Below are 16,827 nucleotides of genomic sequence, written 5' to 3'. Positions count from 1 at the left end.
AGGAACGTGGATTTATTAACTTACAATTCTTTGTAGGTTGGGTGAAGTGACAGCGTAACCCAACATTAGATTACATAAATTAAGAGTTGTACTTTATTTAATTCACATTCCTTAGCATTTGAAGATGTTGACCTAGTGATTTTGTCCAACTTAGTTGGTAATATACGCCCTGTATATTTTGCATCTTCTCCATAATCGATTCTGAATAAGCCTTTTGAGACTTAACGGTAAAAGTCAGATAGCTTAATAAACGCTTTAAATTATCTTGTTTAAGGAATTATCTCTTTGATGAAAGTTTATATCCAAAAAGACTCTGAAGGTGAATTTGCTAGTATCAATTTTTTTATTGCTTACGATAGCTTCAGGAAAATGGGCTGGGAAATTATTTCTTTTACTAAAGGAGAATCCTTTACGGATTTAAAACCAGAGAATGTTGTGGTTGGATATATTGATGCGTTCTATTCATCTCTCAAAAAATTAAACATCACTTGTCCAGTTGAAATTAACTATCCACCAGAACTACAGGAATTCTTAGGTAGAAAAATCTGGAAATCAAAAATTAATTACATTGCCAGTCATCCAGAAGAATGGAATATCTTTATTAAACCTGCTTATGCTTCCAAAAAGTTTACAGGTAGATTAGTACGAAGCACTAAGGATTTAATTAGTTGTGGCGATGAGTTTGAAGATACTGAAGTTTGGTGTTCTGAACCTGTCAATTTCCTTGCAGAGTGGCGGTGTTTTGTCAGGTATCGGAAAATTCTTGACGTGAGAATCTATAAGGGAGATTGGAGAACCACTTTTGATTATAGAGTTATTGAAAAAGCGGTAGAGGCTTATAAATCTGCTCCAAACGGTTATGCGATTGATTTTGGTTGCACCGATAAAGGAGAAACATTGTTAGTTGAAGTAAATGATGGATATTCTTTGGGTTCCTATGGGTTATTTCCCCTAGACTATGCCAAGTTACTATCAGCGAGATGGGCAGAGATTACAGGTACTAAAGACTATTGCGATTTTTAATTTTAGACGATTTTAACTAAATCTGGCTATTAATTTGCTGCATTATCCACGCACGAAATGCTTTCATTGTGGCATTTCTGCCATTGGTTTTACTTAGCATCAAATATTTAGGAATTACTTGTGAAATTGGGATATCTGGGAAAATCGAACTGGTATTTGATTCTATATATTCACCATCGAAAAGTACGTTTATTTCCAACTTGCTTCCATTCCATCGCCACAGTTCCGGTACTCTCAAAGCTTGATAATTATTGAAACGAGTCCGGGAGGTGATATCAATTTCAATAGCAAAATCTGGAGGCGGGTCAGTTTCTAAATTGATTCTATCTTTGCCTCTAATTTTAGCTTCATTTTGGATATAGAAACAATCATCGGGTTCTACCCCAGCATCCATGCTTTCTTGATCAAAAGTCGTAGAACCCAAACTCCAAAATTCGAGATCGAGTTCTTCTAATAAAACTTTTACCAAGTCCCCAATAATAACTTTAGCTACTTCATGCTCTGGTAATGGAGCCATTATTTCCAGCACCCCTTGACTGTAACCTATGCGAGAACTGCGATTGTCTCCCAATTCTGCTAAAATGCGTTTGTATGCCGACCAGGAGACATCTTTAATCAACAACTGATGACCGGCTCTAACAATTAGTTGATTCAGTTCAAGTAACATAGCATTCCTGCTCTTTATTTGATATGAGCAACGGTAACACCACTACCGCCATCTGCTTGTTCTGCTGGTTCGTAGTTGTTCACTCTGGGATGCTGTTGCAAAAAGGCGTGAACTCCTTGTCGTAGCTTACCAGTGCCATAGCCGTGAATAATCCAGACTGGCCCTGTAGCTTCCGAAATGGCTTTATCTAAAATGTATTCGGCATCAGCCACCCGTTTACCGCGCAAATCGATAGTGTTTTGCGAGGTGCGAATTTCTGGGACAGTTTGCAGTGGTGGCGTTACTGGTGCTGGGGCTGGTTTGGGTTTGACGATTGGTTCGGCTTTTTGACCATCTAGAGATTCTACATCTTGCAACTTCACAGTCATCTTCATTAGCCCAAAGCGAACGCTTAACTCGCCATCTTCGTCGGGGGCAGTTATAACTTCTGCTACCTGTCCCAATTTGGGAACACGGAGGCGATCGCCAATTTTGGGCATAAACCCAACTTTTGGTTTTGCTGGCGTTGCTGGCTGATATTGCTGGCCAATTTGATTCAAAGCATTAGTTGCTTGCTGGGCCTCTTGGGCTGTGGGCGTACCTTTCTGCAAGCGGCGGATAACTTGGGCAATTTCACCTTTTGCTTGAGCGATCGCTTGTTGCACTGCTACTTCCTGTGAAGCCCGCAAACTGCTTTCCCTTTCCTCCAAGCTTGCGGCTTTTGCGGATACTTGTTTGTATAAACGTTCCGCTTGCTGCAACAAACTTTGGGCTTCCGCAGCTTTGGTTTCTTGGCGGCGGCGTTGCGCTTCTAACCCAGCAATCACCTGGTTAACTTCATCTGTGGCCTCTCCCACTTGGGTTTTTGCCTGTTGTACAACTTCTGGCTTCAATCCCAAGCGCAGGGCAATGGTTAAGGCATTAGAACGTCCGGGGATGCCCCACAGCAGACGATAAGTAGGCGACAAAGTACTTTCGTCAAATTCTACAGAGGCATTTTCAAACCGATCGTCTTCGTATTTCAGGGCTTTTAGTTCGCCGAAGTGAGTAGTGGCGATCGTTAGCTGGGTATGGTTGGCAAGATATTGCAACAAAGCGATCGCTAAAGCACTACCTTCCACTGGATCGGTTCCTGCGCCGACTTCATCAAGTAAAACGAGTGCTGAGTGCTGAGTGCTGAGTGCTGAGTGTTGAGTGCTGAGTGCTGAGTGCTGAGTGCTGAGTGATGGAGAAATAACTCCAGTCTCCTGCTCCCCTGCTCCCCTGCTCCCCTGCTCCCCTGCTCCCCTGCTCCCCTGCTCCTCTGCTTCCCCATTCCCCAATGCTTCTAGAATCCGACTAATCCGGCGGATGTGTCCAGAAAATGTGGATAAACTTTGCTGTAAGGATTGTTCATCCCCAATATCTGCCAGCACTTTATCAAACCAAGGTATTTCCACTGGTTCGCGGGCGGGGACAAATAAACCCACTTTGGCCATTAATGCTGCTAACCCCAAGGTTTTTAAGGTTACAGTTTTACCGCCAGTATTAGGCCCAGTAATTGTCACTACCCGAATTTGTGGGCTAATCAGTAAATCTACAGGAACTACTGGTTGCCCTTGTTCGTGCTGTTGCTGCCACACTAACAGAGGATGTCGCAAGTTCCGCAAGGTAATGATTTCCTTATCTTCTCGCTGGATAAATCGCGGGGGATTCGCTCCTAACCAGTAGCTATACCGGGATCTAGCAGTTGCCAGATCCAAAGTAGTAGCGATCGCTAACAATCTCTCTAAATCTGGTTTAACTGCGGCTACTTGTTCAGTCAAAACTCGGCGAATCGTTTCTTCTTCGGCTTGCTCTCTTCGGATAATTTGCCTTAGTTGGTTGCCTAGAGGCACTACCGAATTCGGCTCTACGTATAGCGTTGCACCACTGGTAGAGGTATCGTGAACTATACCGGGAATGGCATCTTTTTGGGGTGCTTTTACGGGGATAACAAAGCGATCGCTCCGTTGCGTAATCAGCTGTTCTTGAACTGCCCCAGATTTTGCCTGTAAGATATTTTGCAGCTTTTGGGTAATTTGGCTGCGTAATCGCCGCAAGTCTGTACGAATTTCTCCCAGTTTTTGACTCGCGCGGTCAGTTACCTGGGCCCGTTCATCAATACAGCGGTGAATTTCCTGTTCTAGTTCTGGATAAGTCCGCAAATCGGCAACCAACTCAGTCAATATCGGCAAATCTTCTTGATTGTCGATGACACGGCGCAAATTTCTCGCACCCGCGAGGGTGGTGGCGATCGCTAACAGTTCTTCTCCTGCCAGAACTCCACTGCGTTCTGCTCGTTCTAGGGAATCGCCAATATCTTGAATGCCTTCAAATGAGAGTCCCGTGGTCAGGCGAGTTTCTAGTTGGTAGATTTCTTTAGTTTGCTCTAACAACTGTTCGCTTTGGGTCTGAGAATCAGGTATTTTCAGATGACGCGCAGCTGTCGCCCCCAGCTTAGTTGCGGCAAAGGTGGCAAGGTGCTGGCACAGGCGATGCCATTCTAATAATTCTAAGGTTTCAGATTGGATCAAGGTTTCAACATCTAATCTGAAATTATGGTAACAATTCTAGCTCCTAGATGGATAAATCTTAAAGGAGAAAATTTTGCTTTAATCAAATCAGCCAGTTAGTCAGTGGTAATAATCTAGTAACAAATAGCACGCCAAGCTATCTTTTATAAGCAAATACCCCAACGCCAACTGTCATCGAAAACAACATAGAAACCAATTAAGCAGCAACTATTTCTTGCGCCAGAACGTAAGGCTGAACGATGAGAGTATTAAATCGCTTAGTGCGATCGCCATTCCATTCTCCCACTTGTACTGTTGTGGGTTTGGTAATTAATTGTTTATCAATCCACTGTTCCACTGATGGAATGTTATCACTGGCGATCGCTACTCCAACATCCACCAAGTCTAGATCAAGTGCCACCAAAATTACTGCATCTCGTTGTACATGAGGAATTAACCATTCCCACTCTGCCTCATCCAAAATTTCTGTTAATTCCGCTCTTAAATCCGACATTACTTCCCAATGTTTATTTGTAAATGGCTATTTTTACATTATTCACTAGTTCCGAGTTCCTGACAAATGACCAATAACTAAACTTCAGATTTCATTTCATCAATTTCAAATAAAGACACAATTACTCCTGCGATCGGAATAGATATAAAAACACCTAATAATCCTGCTACTCTAGCCCCTACTAATAAAGCAAAAAACACCACTACAGGATTAAGATTCAGCGCGCCTTGCATAATTCTGGGAGCAATCAAGTTGTCTTGTATCTGTTGGAGGACAATACAAGCTATTAATACCTTGACTGCTAACCAAACACCTTGAGACAAAACAAATAGAGTAACTGTGCTTACTCCTAATGTTGCGCCTATGCCTGGAATTATATCAACAATTCCAACTATTATTGAAAGTATCAAAGCGAAAGGCACTTTTAATATTAAAAAAACTAGGAACGTCGAAATTGTTAAAAATCCACTTAATAGCAACTGACCTCTAAAAAATCCTAAAAAAGACCTTCTGATGATATTTGTAAATCTATTACGGCGCTGTTTTGGTACTATTTTTAAAATAAAATTCCACAGTTTATCTCCATCTAATAGCATGAAAAAAGCCACAACTGCAATCAATATAAAAGTTACAAAGTTTGTCATAAACCCTTGTAAAATAGCTAAACTAGTTACAAGGCTTGATACAGCTTGATTTCGCAATTGTTCTTCAATAAAACTTAAATCTATCTGTAAATTACGGTTACGCAAAAATCCTTCTACTCCCTCTAATAAAGGTACTAAAGAATTTAAAAATGCAGTGATACTATTAATTAATTGTTGTCCTTGAGATAAAACCGTTAAGCTCACAGTAATTATCAGACCGCCTATAATCACAATACTGAGCAAGAAAACGACACCAACAGCTATACCGTGGGGCAAAAAACGCCGCAGCCCTTGTACAGGATAACTGAGCAAAAAAGCTAAAATTGCTGCAAATGTAAAAATAACAATGACCGATTCAAAATAAGCTAAAAGTTGTACAATTGCCCAGCCAGAAGCAACCAAAAGCAAAAAGCGAACTAATGCCAGATTATTTAATCGCTCCCAAAAATTCTTGGCTTCAAAGCCGCTCATAATAATTCATAATTCGTAATTCGTAATTCGTAATTAAGCCATAAAAACGCTAGTTGTTTAGCGCGATCAAGTTAGCCACCCTGTAAGATTGAGATTTATTTTTTGGAAGTCCTTTACTTTATGGCTAGAGGAATAGAGTTTAAGATTAGAGTAATCTAATAGCGATCTCTACCTCCCTAAAGCATATATCTGTAGTTTCTCTAGATTCATCGTCCTAAATCATGCATTTCGTTAATTACTGTGGCACACTTTTGTGTCAACGCTTCCAATTCCTCTTTATTACTGGAACTAGGAGCATCAATCAAGTTACCAATTCTGACGGTGATGGGAACTGCGTGAGGTAGGGACAAGCCTTTTTGTAAAATCTTCTCAGTACCCCAGACACTTACTGGTAATATTGGGGCTTTTGCTTTCGCGGCTAGCAGCAGTGCGCCTCTTTTGGGGTCTGTAATTCGACCATTTGGGGTGCGAGTACCTTGCAAGAAAACACCGACAGCCCAACCTTTATTGAGATATTCTAAGGCGGAGCGGATGGCATTGCGATCGGCATTTCCCCGGCTGACTGGGTAAGCACCATACAATTTAATCGCTTGCGCCAAAACGGGGATATTAAATAACTCTTCTTTCGCCATATACGCCACTGGACGACGTACACAATTAGAGACAATCGGCGGATCGAAATAACTAGCGTGATTACTCACTACTAATAACGGCCCTGATTTGGGGACATTTTCCGCACCATGAATCTGGCCTCGAAAATAAGCGTGAAGCATCGGGCTGACGACTGACCATTTAAAGGCGTGGTAAAGTGCCAGACTGATCAACGGTTCGCGGTTTTTGTCCACAGAAGATAATGCAAATCAAACTGAATTTAGCATACGCGATCGCAACACCCGAATCAAACGCAAAAAAGCTATAGAGATGAATTACTTCACTCATTGGGGAACACTAAATCTAGAAATATTTAGAATTTAACAGTATGTTTCTCACTACAGTCAGTATTCCTGGATACAAGGTTAGCGAAAAACTCTACAACGGTTCTCGAACCCTGGTTTATCGCGGTTATCGAGAAACTGACTCATTACCTGTAGTGATTAAATTGCTCAAAAATCCTTATCCGAGTTTCAGCGAACTCTTATCGTATCGCAACACCTAGACCTTGCGATCGCAGATAATGGTCTTGGAGTTGCAGACACAACTTTAACAAGGTTATTTTATCCTTTTTTCACAACTAAAGATGTGCGTAAAGGATCTGGATTGGGTTTATCTCTCAGCTATCAAATTGTGACTGAACTACATCAAGGTAAACTTGATTATAATTCCACGCAAGGATTGGGCGCAGAATTTGTCGTCACCCTACCGATAGAAGCTAAAAAAAATTAAACAGACAAATTAGCAGCACTCTGGATATTTTCTAATATTAAATCAGGGCTATTACGTTTAATCAAGCCAGTTAACACTTTACTAGGGCCAATTTCCATTACTCGCTCGATACCGTTAACTGGTAATTGCAGACAAATTTCTCGCCATCTTACAGAACCAGTCATTTGTTTATTCAGGCGTTGCTTTAAAATCTCGGCATCAATAGACGGAATTGGTTCTACATTAGACAGTACTGGCACAATAGCTGGCTGAAATTCCACAGATTCTAGAATGTTTTGAAATTCCGCAGCTGCTGGTGCTATTAAATGTGAATGAAATGCTCCAGAAACTTTTAAGGGAATAGCACGCTTTGTTTTAACTTGAGTCATCACCGCTTGTACAGCCTCAGTCGTACCTGAAATTACCACTTGAGCCGAACTATTATCATTTGCTACTACCACATCAGGCGTTTGAGCAATGACTTTTTCTAACTGTTCGCGGTCAAAGTTCATCAAAGCTGCCATCATACCACCGACGGCACTATCCATGAGTTCTGCACGGCGCTTCACCAGATATAAACCAGCCGACCACTCAAAGACACCCGCTATATAAAGGGCAGTATATTCTCCCAAACTGTGACCAGCAACTAAATCTGGCTGATGTCCTCGTTCTCGAAGCAGGTCAGCAAGAATGCTTTCAACCACATAAAGACTTGGCTGGGTATATAGCGTCTGTGATAACTTCTCTTCTTGAGTTTGACAAATTTCAGTTACAGACCAGCCCAAAATCTCTTCAGCTTTGGCAAGCTTGTCTTTAGCGGACGGTATATCTAGTAAATCCATTCCCATTCCCAGCGTTTGGGAACCTTGTCCGGGAAACACCCATGCAGTTTTTGTCATTTGTCAATAGTCAGTGGTCATTGGTCATTTGTCATTGGTCATTGGTCATTCACAAAGGACAAATGACTAATGACTAATGACAAAATATTTATCTTCCCCATTGAAAGATTGCCGCGCCCCAGGTAAGACCGGCACCAAAGCCGGATGTAGCAACGATGTCATTGGGTTTAATTTTACCTTGTCGTACTGCTTCATCTAAAGCTAAGGGGATGGAAGCCGCTGAGGTATTGCCATACTGGGCGAGATTACTGATAACTTTATGTTCTGGGATATTCAGGCGTTGGGCAACGGCATCGATAATCCGCTGATTGGCTTGATGCAATATCAGCCAATCTATCTGGTCAACGCTGAGGTTGGCTTGAAACAAGGCTTTATCAATTATTTCTGGCACTTTTTGGACAGCAAAGCGGTAGACTTCTTTGCCGTTCATCGTAATCGGTTGGTAAGTGCCTTTGGTGATATTTACATCAGTCACCAGTTCTTGGGAAGTACCTGCATAAGCAAGGTTGAGGTAATGGTTTTGAGTACCATCACTTTTAAGTGCAAATCCTAATAAGCGATCGCTTTTGGCAGCTTGTAACACCACTGCTCCAGCACCGTCACCAAACAATACACAAGTCCGGCGATCTTCCCAATCTACCCAGCGAGAGAGGATATCTGCCCCGATCAACAGTACATTTCTGTAGACACCAGTTCTAATGTATTGGGCTGCTGTAACCAAACCAAACACAAAGCCGGAACAGGCAGCGGTCAAGTCAAAGGCTACTGCGTTGGTAGCTCCCAATTTAGCCTGTACTTGACAAGCACTACCAAACAAATCATCAGGGGTGGAAGTCGCTAGCAGAATCAGGTCTAGGTCTTCTGCTTTAATTCCTGAAGCTGCGATCGCCTGACTGCTGGCGGCAGTAGCGAGTCCACTCAAGGACTCAGATGGCAGAGCTAATCGACGCTGACGAATTCCTGTTCTTGTAGCGATCCACTCATCTGATGTTTCAACTAGTTCGCTCAATGTCTCGTTGTGTAGGGAAGTTGCTGGTACTGCCGAGCCGCTTCCGGTGATTGCTACGCCTAAGTTTTGCACTCTTAATCTCCCAAGCTATCAGCTTTTTGTCCTTTGTCTTTTGTCTTTTGTCAGTTGTCCTTTGTCAGTTGTCCTTTGTCAGTTGTCCTTTGTCCTTTACAAATGACTAATGACTAATGACGAATGACTAATGACCAATGACCAATGACCAATGACTAACCGCTCTCGCGCTCTAGGATATATTGGGACTGAATTCGTTGTATCACCTGGTTGTCAACAGCTTCTTTTGCCATGCGAATTGCATTAAAAATTGAAGGTGCTTGGGAGCTTCCGTGACCGATAAAACAGACTCCTGCCACGCCTAGCAGTAAAGCACCACCATGTTCTGCGTGATCCATTCGCTGCTTAATCCGCTTCAAGTTGGGTTTTAAGAGTGCGGAACCGATTTGACCGTGCAATCCTTGGGGTAATTCTTCCCGCAAAATTTGCAGAATCACTTCTCCAACGGCTTCGGCAAATTTTAACAATACATTGCCTACAAAGCCATCGCAGACAATCACATCAAAGCGACCGGAAAGCACATCACGCCCTTCAGCATTGCCAATAAAATTAATTTGAGAATTTTCGCGTAGCAGTTGGTGGGCGCGGACTGCTGCATCATTGCCTTTCGAGTCTTCTTCACCGATATTCAGCAAACCCACCTTCGGTTCATCTGTACCCAAGACATACTTACTGTAAGCCGATCCCATAACGCCAAACTGCTCTAAAAACTTGGGGCGGCAATCTACATTAGCGCCGACATCAAGTACTAGCACTGGCTTACCAGCAATAATTGTCGGAAAAACTGTCCCGATGGCTGGGCGATCGATTCCTGGCAATCGGCCTAAGCGGAGCAAAGCTGATGCCATAGCGGCCCCAGAGTGACCGGCAGAAAATACGGCATCTGCCTTTTCCTGCTTGACTAAATCCATCGCCACATTGATAGAAGCCTTGCGTTTGCGTCTAACTGCATTTAAAGGCTCCTCATCCATTGCGATCGCTTCTTCAGCAGTCACGATCTCCACCTGCCCTAAACTTGTTTTTGATGGCAAGGCAGCTTCTATTTGTTGGGGATCGCCAACCAACAATATATCTACACCCAATTCTTCTCTTGCCCGCAATGCGCCAGCAACGATTTCACCAGGTGCATGATCCCCTCCCATTGCGTCAATTGCGATCCGTACGCGAGTCGATCCCATTGCTCACAGCTTCTAGAAACCTTACAAATTTTACCAGATGGCAATGCCCGAAAAAGCTTAATTTTCTGACCGCCAAATTAATTCTGTTACTATTGCAACAATTTTTGCTGGCAAGCTCAAGATAGCACGAATTTTCGGGTATTGGGCATTGGGTATGGGGCATTGGGATTAGGGGAAAGGTGACAGGTGACAGGGAATAATCTGTACCCTGTAACCTGTAACCTATTCCCTTCTTCACTCCCTATTCACCAATTCCTAGCACCCAATCAACTAGTGTCCGAACGCCGTAGCCAGTTGCCCCTGCGCTGTTGTAGCCATTTTCTTTATCTGTCCACACTGGGCCAGCAATATCTATGTGCGCCCAAGGGGTTTGTTTAACGAATTCCTTGAGGAAAAGGGCAGCAGTAATTGCACCACCCGGACGCGGGCCTGTATTTTTCATGTCCGCTATACCAGACTTTAACCCTTCAAAATATTTTTCTTCCATTGGCATCCGCCAAATCTTTTCCCCTGAAGTTTGGGCAGCTTTTTCAATCTGGGAAGCTACAGCATCATCGGGAGTGTACAAACCAGCAATATCGTCACCTAATGCAATGACGTTGGCACCAGTCAGGGTTGCTAAATCAACGATCGCATCTAAGCCCAATTTGTCGGCATACACCAAGGCATCTGCTAAGGTCAAACGTCCTTCAGCATCGGTGTTGTTCACTTCGATTGTTTTACCATTTGATGCTGTGAGAATATCTCCAGGGTGCATGGCGTGACCGCTAATCATGTTTTCAGCCGCCGCCGAAATAAAGTGAACTTCAACATCTGGCTTAATTTGAGCAATTGCTTTTGCTGCCCCCAAGGTAGCAGCTGCACCCCCCATATCCATCTTCATAGTTTCGATGCCGCTACCAGCACCTTTAATGTTGAGTCCGCCGGAATCGAAGGTTACACCTTTACCAATAATTGCTAATTTCTTTTTGGGTGTACCTTCTGGCTTGTAAGTTAAGTGAATGAATTTCGGTGGCAAATCGGAAGCTTGGGCTACTCCCAAAAATGCACCCATGCCTAACTTTTCACAGTCTTCTCGTTCCAGAATTTCTAGTTGTAAACCATAATCCTTGGCGATCGCTTGAGCAGTTTCGGCTAAAGTAATTGGTGTGACTGCGTTGGCTGGTGCTGCGACTAATTGCCGTGCTAAATTTACCCCGGAAACAATTTGATTAGCGCGGGTAATGGCGGCTTCTTGTCCACCAAAACCCAGTAAATCTACACTTTCTATTTGTGAACCTTTATCTTCTGGTTCGGATTTAAAGCGAATATCTTGGTAAAGTGCTAATTCCACACCTTCTGCGATCGCTTGGGCACTCGCTGCTGGATCGTTATTCCACAATGGAAAACTAAATCCGAGAATTTTGCTTTTTTGCTTTTTTCCTACCCTGGCTACAGCCGCAGCAGCACGACGCAGAGTATCTAGTTTTAGTGCATCTGGTTTGCCTAAACCTACTAAAATCAATTTCCGCACTGGGCTACCAGCATTTACACGGGTGAAAATAGTGCTATTGGCTTTACCTTTAAATTCTTCTTCGGCAATCAGTTCTTTTAAGACTCCAGAAAACTTTTGATCTAAAGTAGCTAGTTCTCCGGTTAACTCTACTGCATCTTCAAATAATCCAATTGCCAAACTATCGCCTGCCCACTCTAGTAAAGGCTTATCACTAGGTTGAATTGTCATTTTGGGATTTTGTGTAAATATTCCTTCTTGTACCAGTATTGCTCAAAATTCTTGTTTAATGCTGAGGGGAGTTGGGAATAGGGGAAATGAGGGAGATGAGGGAGCAGGGGCCAGTAGCTATAATTAATGTTACCGCTGAGAGTGTCGATCGATAATACGCTTGAAAATGTATGAAGTTTTAACCATAATAAATTAGTGGAATGGCAAGTTGAGTTTCATGATGATTTCGAGTCTGAGTTCAATGCTCTACCTCAAGAAGTAAAAAATGAGTTGCTTGCTACGGCTCAGGTATTAGAAATGTTTGGGCCACAAGCAAAACGTCCTCATGTTGATACGCTCAAAGGGTCGAACTACGGAAACATGAAAGAGTTACGATTCTCAGCTTTTGGTGGTGTTTGGCGTGTGGCGTTTGCTTTTGACCCATTGAGGCAAGGCATTTTATTAGTAGCAGGTGACAAATCCGGCGTTAGCCAAAAACTTTTTTATAAACACTTAATTCAAAAGGCTGATGCACGGTACAAGAGCCATCTTAAAAAACTAAAAGAAGAAGGGTAAGAAGAATGGGCAAAAGCCTAAGAGAAAAAATTAAAGAACAGCCGATAGAAAACCAAATAAAAATTGAGAGCCGCGCTCAGGAATTAATAGCTCAGGAATTAACTAGGCAAAAACTTAGATTAGATAAAAGGAAAAGGTTTAAAAAAAGAGAGGTAGTTATATTTGGAAAAAAATTAATGATAGAACATTAGTTTAGTAAAACACTAGAAAAGCCTGCCAAGCCGTTGGAATTTGGCAGGCTTTAAAGTTATTAAAAATGGCTATTTTTGTGTCTGATACTAGCGAACTGCGCTCATAACTCCACTTTTTTACCTCCTCTGCCTAATGCCCTATGCCCCAATTCCATTTGTGTCAATATCAAATTTGCTGGCGATCGCTGCGATTATTTCTTGCTCAAGTGATGTAGTCTTATTGTCAAGCTGGGCAATTTTTTCACACTGAACGAGCAAGGGCATAGCAAAATCACGATTTAGCTGATTGAGCAGTATATCTAAAGATTTAGGTGATTTGATATTTTGGGCAATGGAATCCAACGAGGTAGGACTGAGTTTTACAGCTTGTAATTCTGGCAAAATTTCTTCCAAAGTCTTATCTGGATGACTAGCAAGGATCATGTGAACTAAGATTTGATCCATGACGGCTTCTTGAGCGATCGCACTTTCTAGATACTTTTCACTTTCGGCTTTTAATGTTGCTAATGTCTGTGGCGATTCCAAGGAAGTTGATTCATCCAGCTTGGTTTCATAAAATCGACAAGCAGCATACCCCAATGAATAGATCATCGTCGCATTTGAACTAGCTCCAATAACTGCACCAGCTAAGGGCACATTTCGCAGCAAGCCTAACCCCGCAGCTTTCAACAAACGCCCTCCACCCAAAGCCAACCCAAAAATTGCTAAAATTTCACCTTTGCGGGCAGGATCTTTTAAATCTAGCCCGTAGACAGATGCAATTTGATAAAGCATTTCTGACTGCAATTTTGTTGTGGCTGTTAAATCAATTGCCAACAATGCCACTGCTATTCCTGGCAAAAAACTAGTGGCTAGTCCAACTGTGGCTGCTTGAGTTGCTTTTTCCACCATGATTCGGTGAGCAAGCTGGTTGGGTGATTCATTTGGATACTGTTTCTTAAGCTTGTTTACCGCCGCTTCTGCTTGTTCCAAATCAACAAGGTTACTATCATTAATCAGCCAATTGAGATTTAAGACTCCAGATAGTTTTCTAATCAGCCAATTTTCGCTGAGGCGATTCACAAACTGACCGCTGGTTTGAGTTGTTTGCTCAATTAACTTGTGTGTTTCTTTTGCCGTCGCTTCTCCCACCCCTACTGCTGTATCTAAAACTGCTTGGCCAGTCTCAGCAACAGTTTTAATCAAAGACTCTACTATAGACGGTTCATTTTCTATTGATGATTGAGCCTGAATTCCTGCTTCTGAAGTTTCTCTGGGTGAATTAACTAATTTATTCACCTCTATTTCTTGGGGTTTGTCTGCCATTGCTTGACACCATCTTGTAAAGCCTCTATCTTTTGGTTGTAGCGAAGTTTGAGGGGCTTTGACATCTCTCGATAAGTACAATTCGTCAGAGTAAATAGGAATTATTCTGAGCTTTAACTATAGACATAAGATGGATGACAGAGGTTGTGATTTTACCACTGATAACCTAATGTCAACAACACTTTGCCTTCTAAAATAGTGAGTATTTCTGGAGTCAGAACGCCCACTTTTATTTGCAATCTTGTTTTATCAATTACTCGCAATTGGTGGCAAAGAGCAACTGAATCCCGTTCTAATCCACCTTCACTACTTTGAATTAATAAACAGGTTGGCAAAGACGCACGACGCAAATTTGTTGTTAAAGGAATGGTGATGATAGTGGTAGAGAATTCTGCGACTATATTATCTTGAAAGATAATAACTGGTCTTGTGCCTCCTTGTTCAGAACCCTTGGTAGGGTCTAAATTGGCTAGGCATACTTCACCTCGTTGAACCCTCATTTGAAATCTTCTTGTGTAAGAAGTTCTGCATATTCATCTAATCCTGCTTCAGCTAGTTGACGATCTTCCTGGGCAAATTCAGTATAAAGAGCAGCTATTTGATTTTTATCTATTTGCCAGCTAATATTTCTGCTGCGGAATTTGAGGAAGGCAATAAAATCTCTAACTTGTTTGAGTTGTTCTTCATTCAATTTGTCTAATTCTTGTCCAAGGAATTCTTTGAGAGCAACCATTTGAGAGTCTCCAAAAATACATGGTTAAGGTTTTTGAGGACGCAAGTATTGTTTGAAAGTGATGAGATATTAGATGTCCTTTTCCCTATCTTCTCACTGAACTAAGCAAAAGTTAAAAAGCAAAATAAAAAATGGTTGCGATCTGCATGAATTTATGTTTATCACACTTTTTACTTTTTAACTCTACCTATATCAGCTTTACTTTCTAAAAAGTCGTTATCCTTAAGAATTTCATAGAGATCAGTATCTTGCTCTAGCAAGCAAGCGTGTCCGCAATTGGGCAACACCACAATCTTGTTATTTGGTAAGATGTTCGCTATCCGGTTCACTTCATTTACAGAAGGCAAAAGGCGATCGCTAGCACCAGCAATCAACAAAACTGGTTGAGTTAAACGCCTTAACTTTTCCTCATCAATATCAAACTCTCGCAGTAAAGACAACCGCCAAAGAACGGTTTCGACTGGGACAGAACGCATCGTTTTTAGCAGATCGTGGCGATCGCTGCGAGAAATGCGTGACAAAGATGCTAAAAATGGCAACAAGCCTAGTGCGCCAACATCATACAATCCTGATGGCACTAAGTAAGTTAGCTGGGATGCCCAACTTAACCAAGGGCGAAGATGAAAGGACGAAGCTGGATTAATTAGGATAATTCGCTTAAATAAATGGGGTGCTTGGATTGCCACTTTCATTGCCAAGCAACCACCAAAGGACTCACCACACAAGTAAACTGGTCTTTGAAAACTTTTTTCTAATTCGGTGTCGATCAAGTCCAATACACTCTTAGTTAGGGCATCCCAAGTGTTAAGGTCTTTCCGGGGGAGCGCCAAAGAGCGCACATCAAAGCCAGTTTCTAATCCTGCGGTTTGCGATCGCAATAGTTGACCAGTTCCATCCATTCCTGGCAAATATACCAATAGTGGATACTCTGGCTGTACTCGTTTAGGAGTCAGAAAACAAGGGTTTAGCTCAACTTCTGTGATAGTCATTAGTCATTGGTCATTAGTCATTAGTCAATGGTATAAAACTTTTGGACTGCAAATTGTTGCTTTTATTAGCTTCGGTACTTTTGAGCAAAAACAAAAAAGTCTCGGAACAAGCTACTCAAAGTTGTGCAGACAATCCAAAATGCAAAATCGAATAGCTTTAATAGCAACCTTGAAGCAGTAAATTGCTAATTTCGCCGTGACAGTGTTCCGTCAGTTCAGCCACAACAGTTCTGGCTTGTTTGCCGTGATATTTTTTATGATGTTGGGGCGTAATCCAATAAGGACGACCGATTAACACCGCGACTCGACGATAAATTACCAAGGGATGCCAACCATTTTGATTAAATAAAGGTTCTGAAGGGTCGAATACACTTAAAAGTCTTAATGGGAAGCCATTGGTGTTTACTTCTTCTAAGGAGGCGATCGCGATCGGCAAAATAGCTAAATCCTGCACATTTGCTCGCAATGCCAAATGAGCAAATCCCCGCTGAAACTCACCCACCTGGCTTGGCTGAGTAAATTTCACCATTGGTGCAGTCCCTTCTGGAAATACTCCCACCATCTGCTTGGACTGCAATAGCACCTGTGACTGCGAAAAAAAGCTTTGCTGGCGGTTTTGAGTATCTTCCAAGGGAAAACACCCCAATTGACCGGTGACAATCTCTCGCATGACTGGAACTTGTCCCATATAGTGATGGCAAGCAAAGCGAATCGGACTCGATAACGCTGCCATTAAAATCAGTGCATCCATAAAGCTGCGGTGATTGCTGACTACCAAGACGCTCGCATCCTGGGGAATGCGGTCTTCGTAATAGCGGAACATTTGCGTTGAGAATGCCGCCACCAAAGCGCGAGAAATCTCTAGGGGGCTATTTCCACTCATACCTAATCAATATATTTTCCGGTAAATATGGCAATTCGTCTTAATTTAATTTTTACATTTCTTTACTAATGCCATGACCGTCTTAAGATAGAAATA

Annotated in this window: 19 protein-coding genes; 5 read left to right on the top strand and 14 right to left on the bottom strand. The window is 42.3% G+C overall.

What is annotated here, in order from left to right; all coding sequences use genetic code 11:
* Window positions 1–288 precede the first annotated feature (288 nt).
* The gene (locus V7K44_RS25125) at window positions 289–1,023 is read left to right on the top strand and encodes an ATP-grasp domain-containing protein (protein ID WP_334935483.1); all 735 of its coding nucleotides are present in this window, start codon (window positions 289–291) and stop codon (window positions 1,021–1,023) included.
* Window positions 1,024–1,039: 16 nt separating this feature from the next.
* Here V7K44_RS25125 and V7K44_RS25120 read toward each other — a convergent pair whose 3' ends face one another.
* The 5 genes from V7K44_RS25120 to V7K44_RS25100 form a co-directional block, all read right to left on the bottom strand.
* Complete coding sequence (locus tag V7K44_RS25120) at window positions 1,040–1,690, bottom strand: Uma2 family endonuclease (RefSeq protein WP_334935481.1); 651 nt, start codon at window positions 1,688–1,690, stop codon at window positions 1,040–1,042.
* A gap of 14 nt (window positions 1,691–1,704) precedes the next feature.
* Window positions 1,705–4,224 carry an endonuclease MutS2 gene (locus V7K44_RS25115; RefSeq protein WP_334935479.1) on the bottom strand — a complete coding sequence of 840 codons (2,520 nt, stop codon included), beginning with the start codon at window positions 4,222–4,224 and terminating at the stop codon, window positions 1,705–1,707.
* A gap of 196 nt (window positions 4,225–4,420) precedes the next feature.
* A complete protein-coding gene (locus V7K44_RS25110) occupies window positions 4,421–4,717 on the bottom strand; it encodes a DUF2288 domain-containing protein (RefSeq protein ID WP_334935476.1) in 297 nt (98 codons plus the stop codon).
* Between the two features lie 77 nt (window positions 4,718–4,794).
* A complete protein-coding gene (locus tag V7K44_RS25105; protein ID WP_334935474.1) occupies window positions 4,795–5,832 on the bottom strand; it encodes an AI-2E family transporter in 1,038 nt (345 codons plus the stop codon).
* Window positions 5,833–6,038: 206 nt separating this feature from the next.
* Window positions 6,039–6,677: a lysophospholipid acyltransferase family protein gene (locus V7K44_RS25100; RefSeq protein WP_334935472.1), complete on the bottom strand. Its 639-nt coding sequence runs from the start codon at window positions 6,675–6,677 to the stop codon at window positions 6,039–6,041.
* A 134-nt stretch (window positions 6,678–6,811) separates the two neighbouring features.
* On the opposite strand from V7K44_RS25100, the gene V7K44_RS25095 reads away from it, so the two are divergent.
* Window positions 6,812–6,988: a hypothetical protein gene (locus tag V7K44_RS25095; protein WP_334935654.1), complete on the top strand. Its 177-nt coding sequence runs from the start codon at window positions 6,812–6,814 to the stop codon at window positions 6,986–6,988.
* A complete protein-coding gene (locus V7K44_RS25090) occupies window positions 6,931–7,215 on the top strand; it encodes an ATP-binding protein (RefSeq protein ID WP_334935646.1) in 285 nt (94 codons plus the stop codon). Before V7K44_RS25095 ends, V7K44_RS25090 begins: the two co-directional genes overlap by 58 nt.
* On the opposite strand, the gene fabD is transcribed toward V7K44_RS25090, so the two are convergent.
* From fabD to V7K44_RS25070, 4 genes are all read right to left on the bottom strand, one after another.
* Window positions 7,212–8,093, bottom strand: a complete 882-nt coding sequence (fabD, locus tag V7K44_RS25085) for an ACP S-malonyltransferase (protein WP_334935470.1) — start codon at window positions 8,091–8,093, stop codon at window positions 7,212–7,214. The two genes, V7K44_RS25090 and fabD, sit on opposite strands and share 4 nt — an antisense overlap.
* A gap of 88 nt (window positions 8,094–8,181) precedes the next feature.
* Window positions 8,182–9,174 carry a beta-ketoacyl-ACP synthase 3 gene (locus V7K44_RS25080; protein WP_334935467.1) on the bottom strand — a complete coding sequence of 331 codons (993 nt, stop codon included), beginning with the start codon at window positions 9,172–9,174 and terminating at the stop codon, window positions 8,182–8,184.
* A 155-nt stretch (window positions 9,175–9,329) separates the two neighbouring features.
* Complete coding sequence (gene plsX, locus V7K44_RS25075; protein ID WP_322739628.1) at window positions 9,330–10,352, bottom strand: phosphate acyltransferase PlsX; 1,023 nt, start codon at window positions 10,350–10,352, stop codon at window positions 9,330–9,332.
* 241 nt (window positions 10,353–10,593) lie between these two features.
* Entirely contained in the window at window positions 10,594–12,075 is a 1,482-nt protein-coding gene (locus tag V7K44_RS25070) for a leucyl aminopeptidase (RefSeq protein WP_334935462.1), read from the bottom strand.
* Between the two features lie 195 nt (window positions 12,076–12,270).
* On the opposite strand from V7K44_RS25070, the gene V7K44_RS25065 reads away from it, so the two are divergent.
* The gene (locus tag V7K44_RS25065) at window positions 12,271–12,630 is read left to right on the top strand and encodes a type II toxin-antitoxin system RelE/ParE family toxin (protein WP_334935459.1); all 360 of its coding nucleotides are present in this window, start codon (window positions 12,271–12,273) and stop codon (window positions 12,628–12,630) included.
* A gap of 5 nt (window positions 12,631–12,635) precedes the next feature.
* Window positions 12,636–12,821 carry a hypothetical protein gene (locus tag V7K44_RS25060; RefSeq protein ID WP_118166954.1) on the top strand — a complete coding sequence of 62 codons (186 nt, stop codon included), beginning with the start codon at window positions 12,636–12,638 and terminating at the stop codon, window positions 12,819–12,821.
* A gap of 138 nt (window positions 12,822–12,959) precedes the next feature.
* Here the strand turns inward: V7K44_RS25060 and V7K44_RS25055 are convergent, their stop codons facing one another.
* The 5 genes from V7K44_RS25055 to V7K44_RS25035 all read right to left on the bottom strand — a co-directional run bounded on the left by V7K44_RS25055 (window position 12,960) and on the right by V7K44_RS25035 (window position 16,731).
* Window positions 12,960–14,126, bottom strand: a complete 1,167-nt coding sequence (locus tag V7K44_RS25055; RefSeq protein ID WP_334935458.1) for an EcsC family protein — start codon at window positions 14,124–14,126, stop codon at window positions 12,960–12,962.
* Between the two features lie 152 nt (window positions 14,127–14,278).
* Window positions 14,279–14,626 (bottom strand): type II toxin-antitoxin system PemK/MazF family toxin, encoded by a 348-nt coding sequence (locus V7K44_RS25050; protein ID WP_334935456.1) that lies wholly within the window; start codon window positions 14,624–14,626, stop codon window positions 14,279–14,281.
* Window positions 14,623–14,859 (bottom strand): hypothetical protein, encoded by a 237-nt coding sequence (locus V7K44_RS25045; protein ID WP_334935454.1) that lies wholly within the window; start codon window positions 14,857–14,859, stop codon window positions 14,623–14,625. Before V7K44_RS25045 ends, V7K44_RS25050 begins: the two co-directional genes overlap by 4 nt.
* Before the next feature lie 170 nt (window positions 14,860–15,029).
* Window positions 15,030–15,848: an alpha/beta fold hydrolase gene (locus V7K44_RS25040; RefSeq protein WP_334935452.1), complete on the bottom strand. Its 819-nt coding sequence runs from the start codon at window positions 15,846–15,848 to the stop codon at window positions 15,030–15,032.
* A gap of 157 nt (window positions 15,849–16,005) precedes the next feature.
* Window positions 16,006–16,731, bottom strand: a complete 726-nt coding sequence (locus V7K44_RS25035; protein ID WP_334935450.1) for a lysophospholipid acyltransferase family protein — start codon at window positions 16,729–16,731, stop codon at window positions 16,006–16,008.
* Window positions 16,732–16,827: the final 96 nt, after the last annotated feature.

This window comes from Nostoc sp. (genome assembly GCF_036917235.1).
Lineage (GTDB): Bacteria > Cyanobacteriota > Cyanobacteriia > Cyanobacteriales > Nostocaceae > Nostoc.
The sequence above is the reverse complement of the archived record's forward strand: the minus strand, read 5'-3'. Positions and strand labels throughout refer to the sequence as shown.

What these genes read in the sequence shown, in the direction of transcription:
- V7K44_RS25125 (WP_334935483.1), top strand. Translation starts at nt 289, where the DNA reads ATGAAAGTTTATATCCAAAAAGACTCTGAAGGTGAATTTGCTAGTATC.
- V7K44_RS25120 (WP_334935481.1), bottom strand. Translation starts at nt 1,690, where the DNA reads ATGTTACTTGAACTGAATCAACTAATTGTTAGAGCCGGTCATCAGTTG.
- V7K44_RS25110 (WP_334935476.1), bottom strand. Translation starts at nt 4,717, where the DNA reads ATGTCGGATTTAAGAGCGGAATTAACAGAAATTTTGGATGAGGCAGAG.
- V7K44_RS25105 (WP_334935474.1), bottom strand. Translation starts at nt 5,832, where the DNA reads ATGAGCGGCTTTGAAGCCAAGAATTTTTGGGAGCGATTAAATAATCTG.
- V7K44_RS25095 (WP_334935654.1), top strand. Translation starts at nt 6,812, where the DNA reads ATGTTTCTCACTACAGTCAGTATTCCTGGATACAAGGTTAGCGAAAAA.
- fabD (WP_334935470.1), bottom strand. Translation starts at nt 8,093, where the DNA reads ATGACAAAAACTGCATGGGTGTTTCCCGGACAAGGTTCCCAAACGCTG.
- plsX (WP_322739628.1), bottom strand. Translation starts at nt 10,352, where the DNA reads ATGGGATCGACTCGCGTACGGATCGCAATTGACGCAATGGGAGGGGAT.
- V7K44_RS25070 (WP_334935462.1), bottom strand. Translation starts at nt 12,075, where the DNA reads ATGACAATTCAACCTAGTGATAAGCCTTTACTAGAGTGGGCAGGCGAT.
- V7K44_RS25060 (WP_118166954.1), top strand. Translation starts at nt 12,636, where the DNA reads ATGGGCAAAAGCCTAAGAGAAAAAATTAAAGAACAGCCGATAGAAAAC.
- V7K44_RS25055 (WP_334935458.1), bottom strand. Translation starts at nt 14,126, where the DNA reads ATGGCAGACAAACCCCAAGAAATAGAGGTGAATAAATTAGTTAATTCA.
- V7K44_RS25050 (WP_334935456.1), bottom strand. Translation starts at nt 14,626, where the DNA reads ATGAGGGTTCAACGAGGTGAAGTATGCCTAGCCAATTTAGACCCTACC.
- V7K44_RS25045 (WP_334935454.1), bottom strand. Translation starts at nt 14,859, where the DNA reads ATGGTTGCTCTCAAAGAATTCCTTGGACAAGAATTAGACAAATTGAAT.
- V7K44_RS25040 (WP_334935452.1), bottom strand. Translation starts at nt 15,848, where the DNA reads ATGACTATCACAGAAGTTGAGCTAAACCCTTGTTTTCTGACTCCTAAA.
- V7K44_RS25035 (WP_334935450.1), bottom strand. Translation starts at nt 16,731, where the DNA reads ATGAGTGGAAATAGCCCCCTAGAGATTTCTCGCGCTTTGGTGGCGGCA.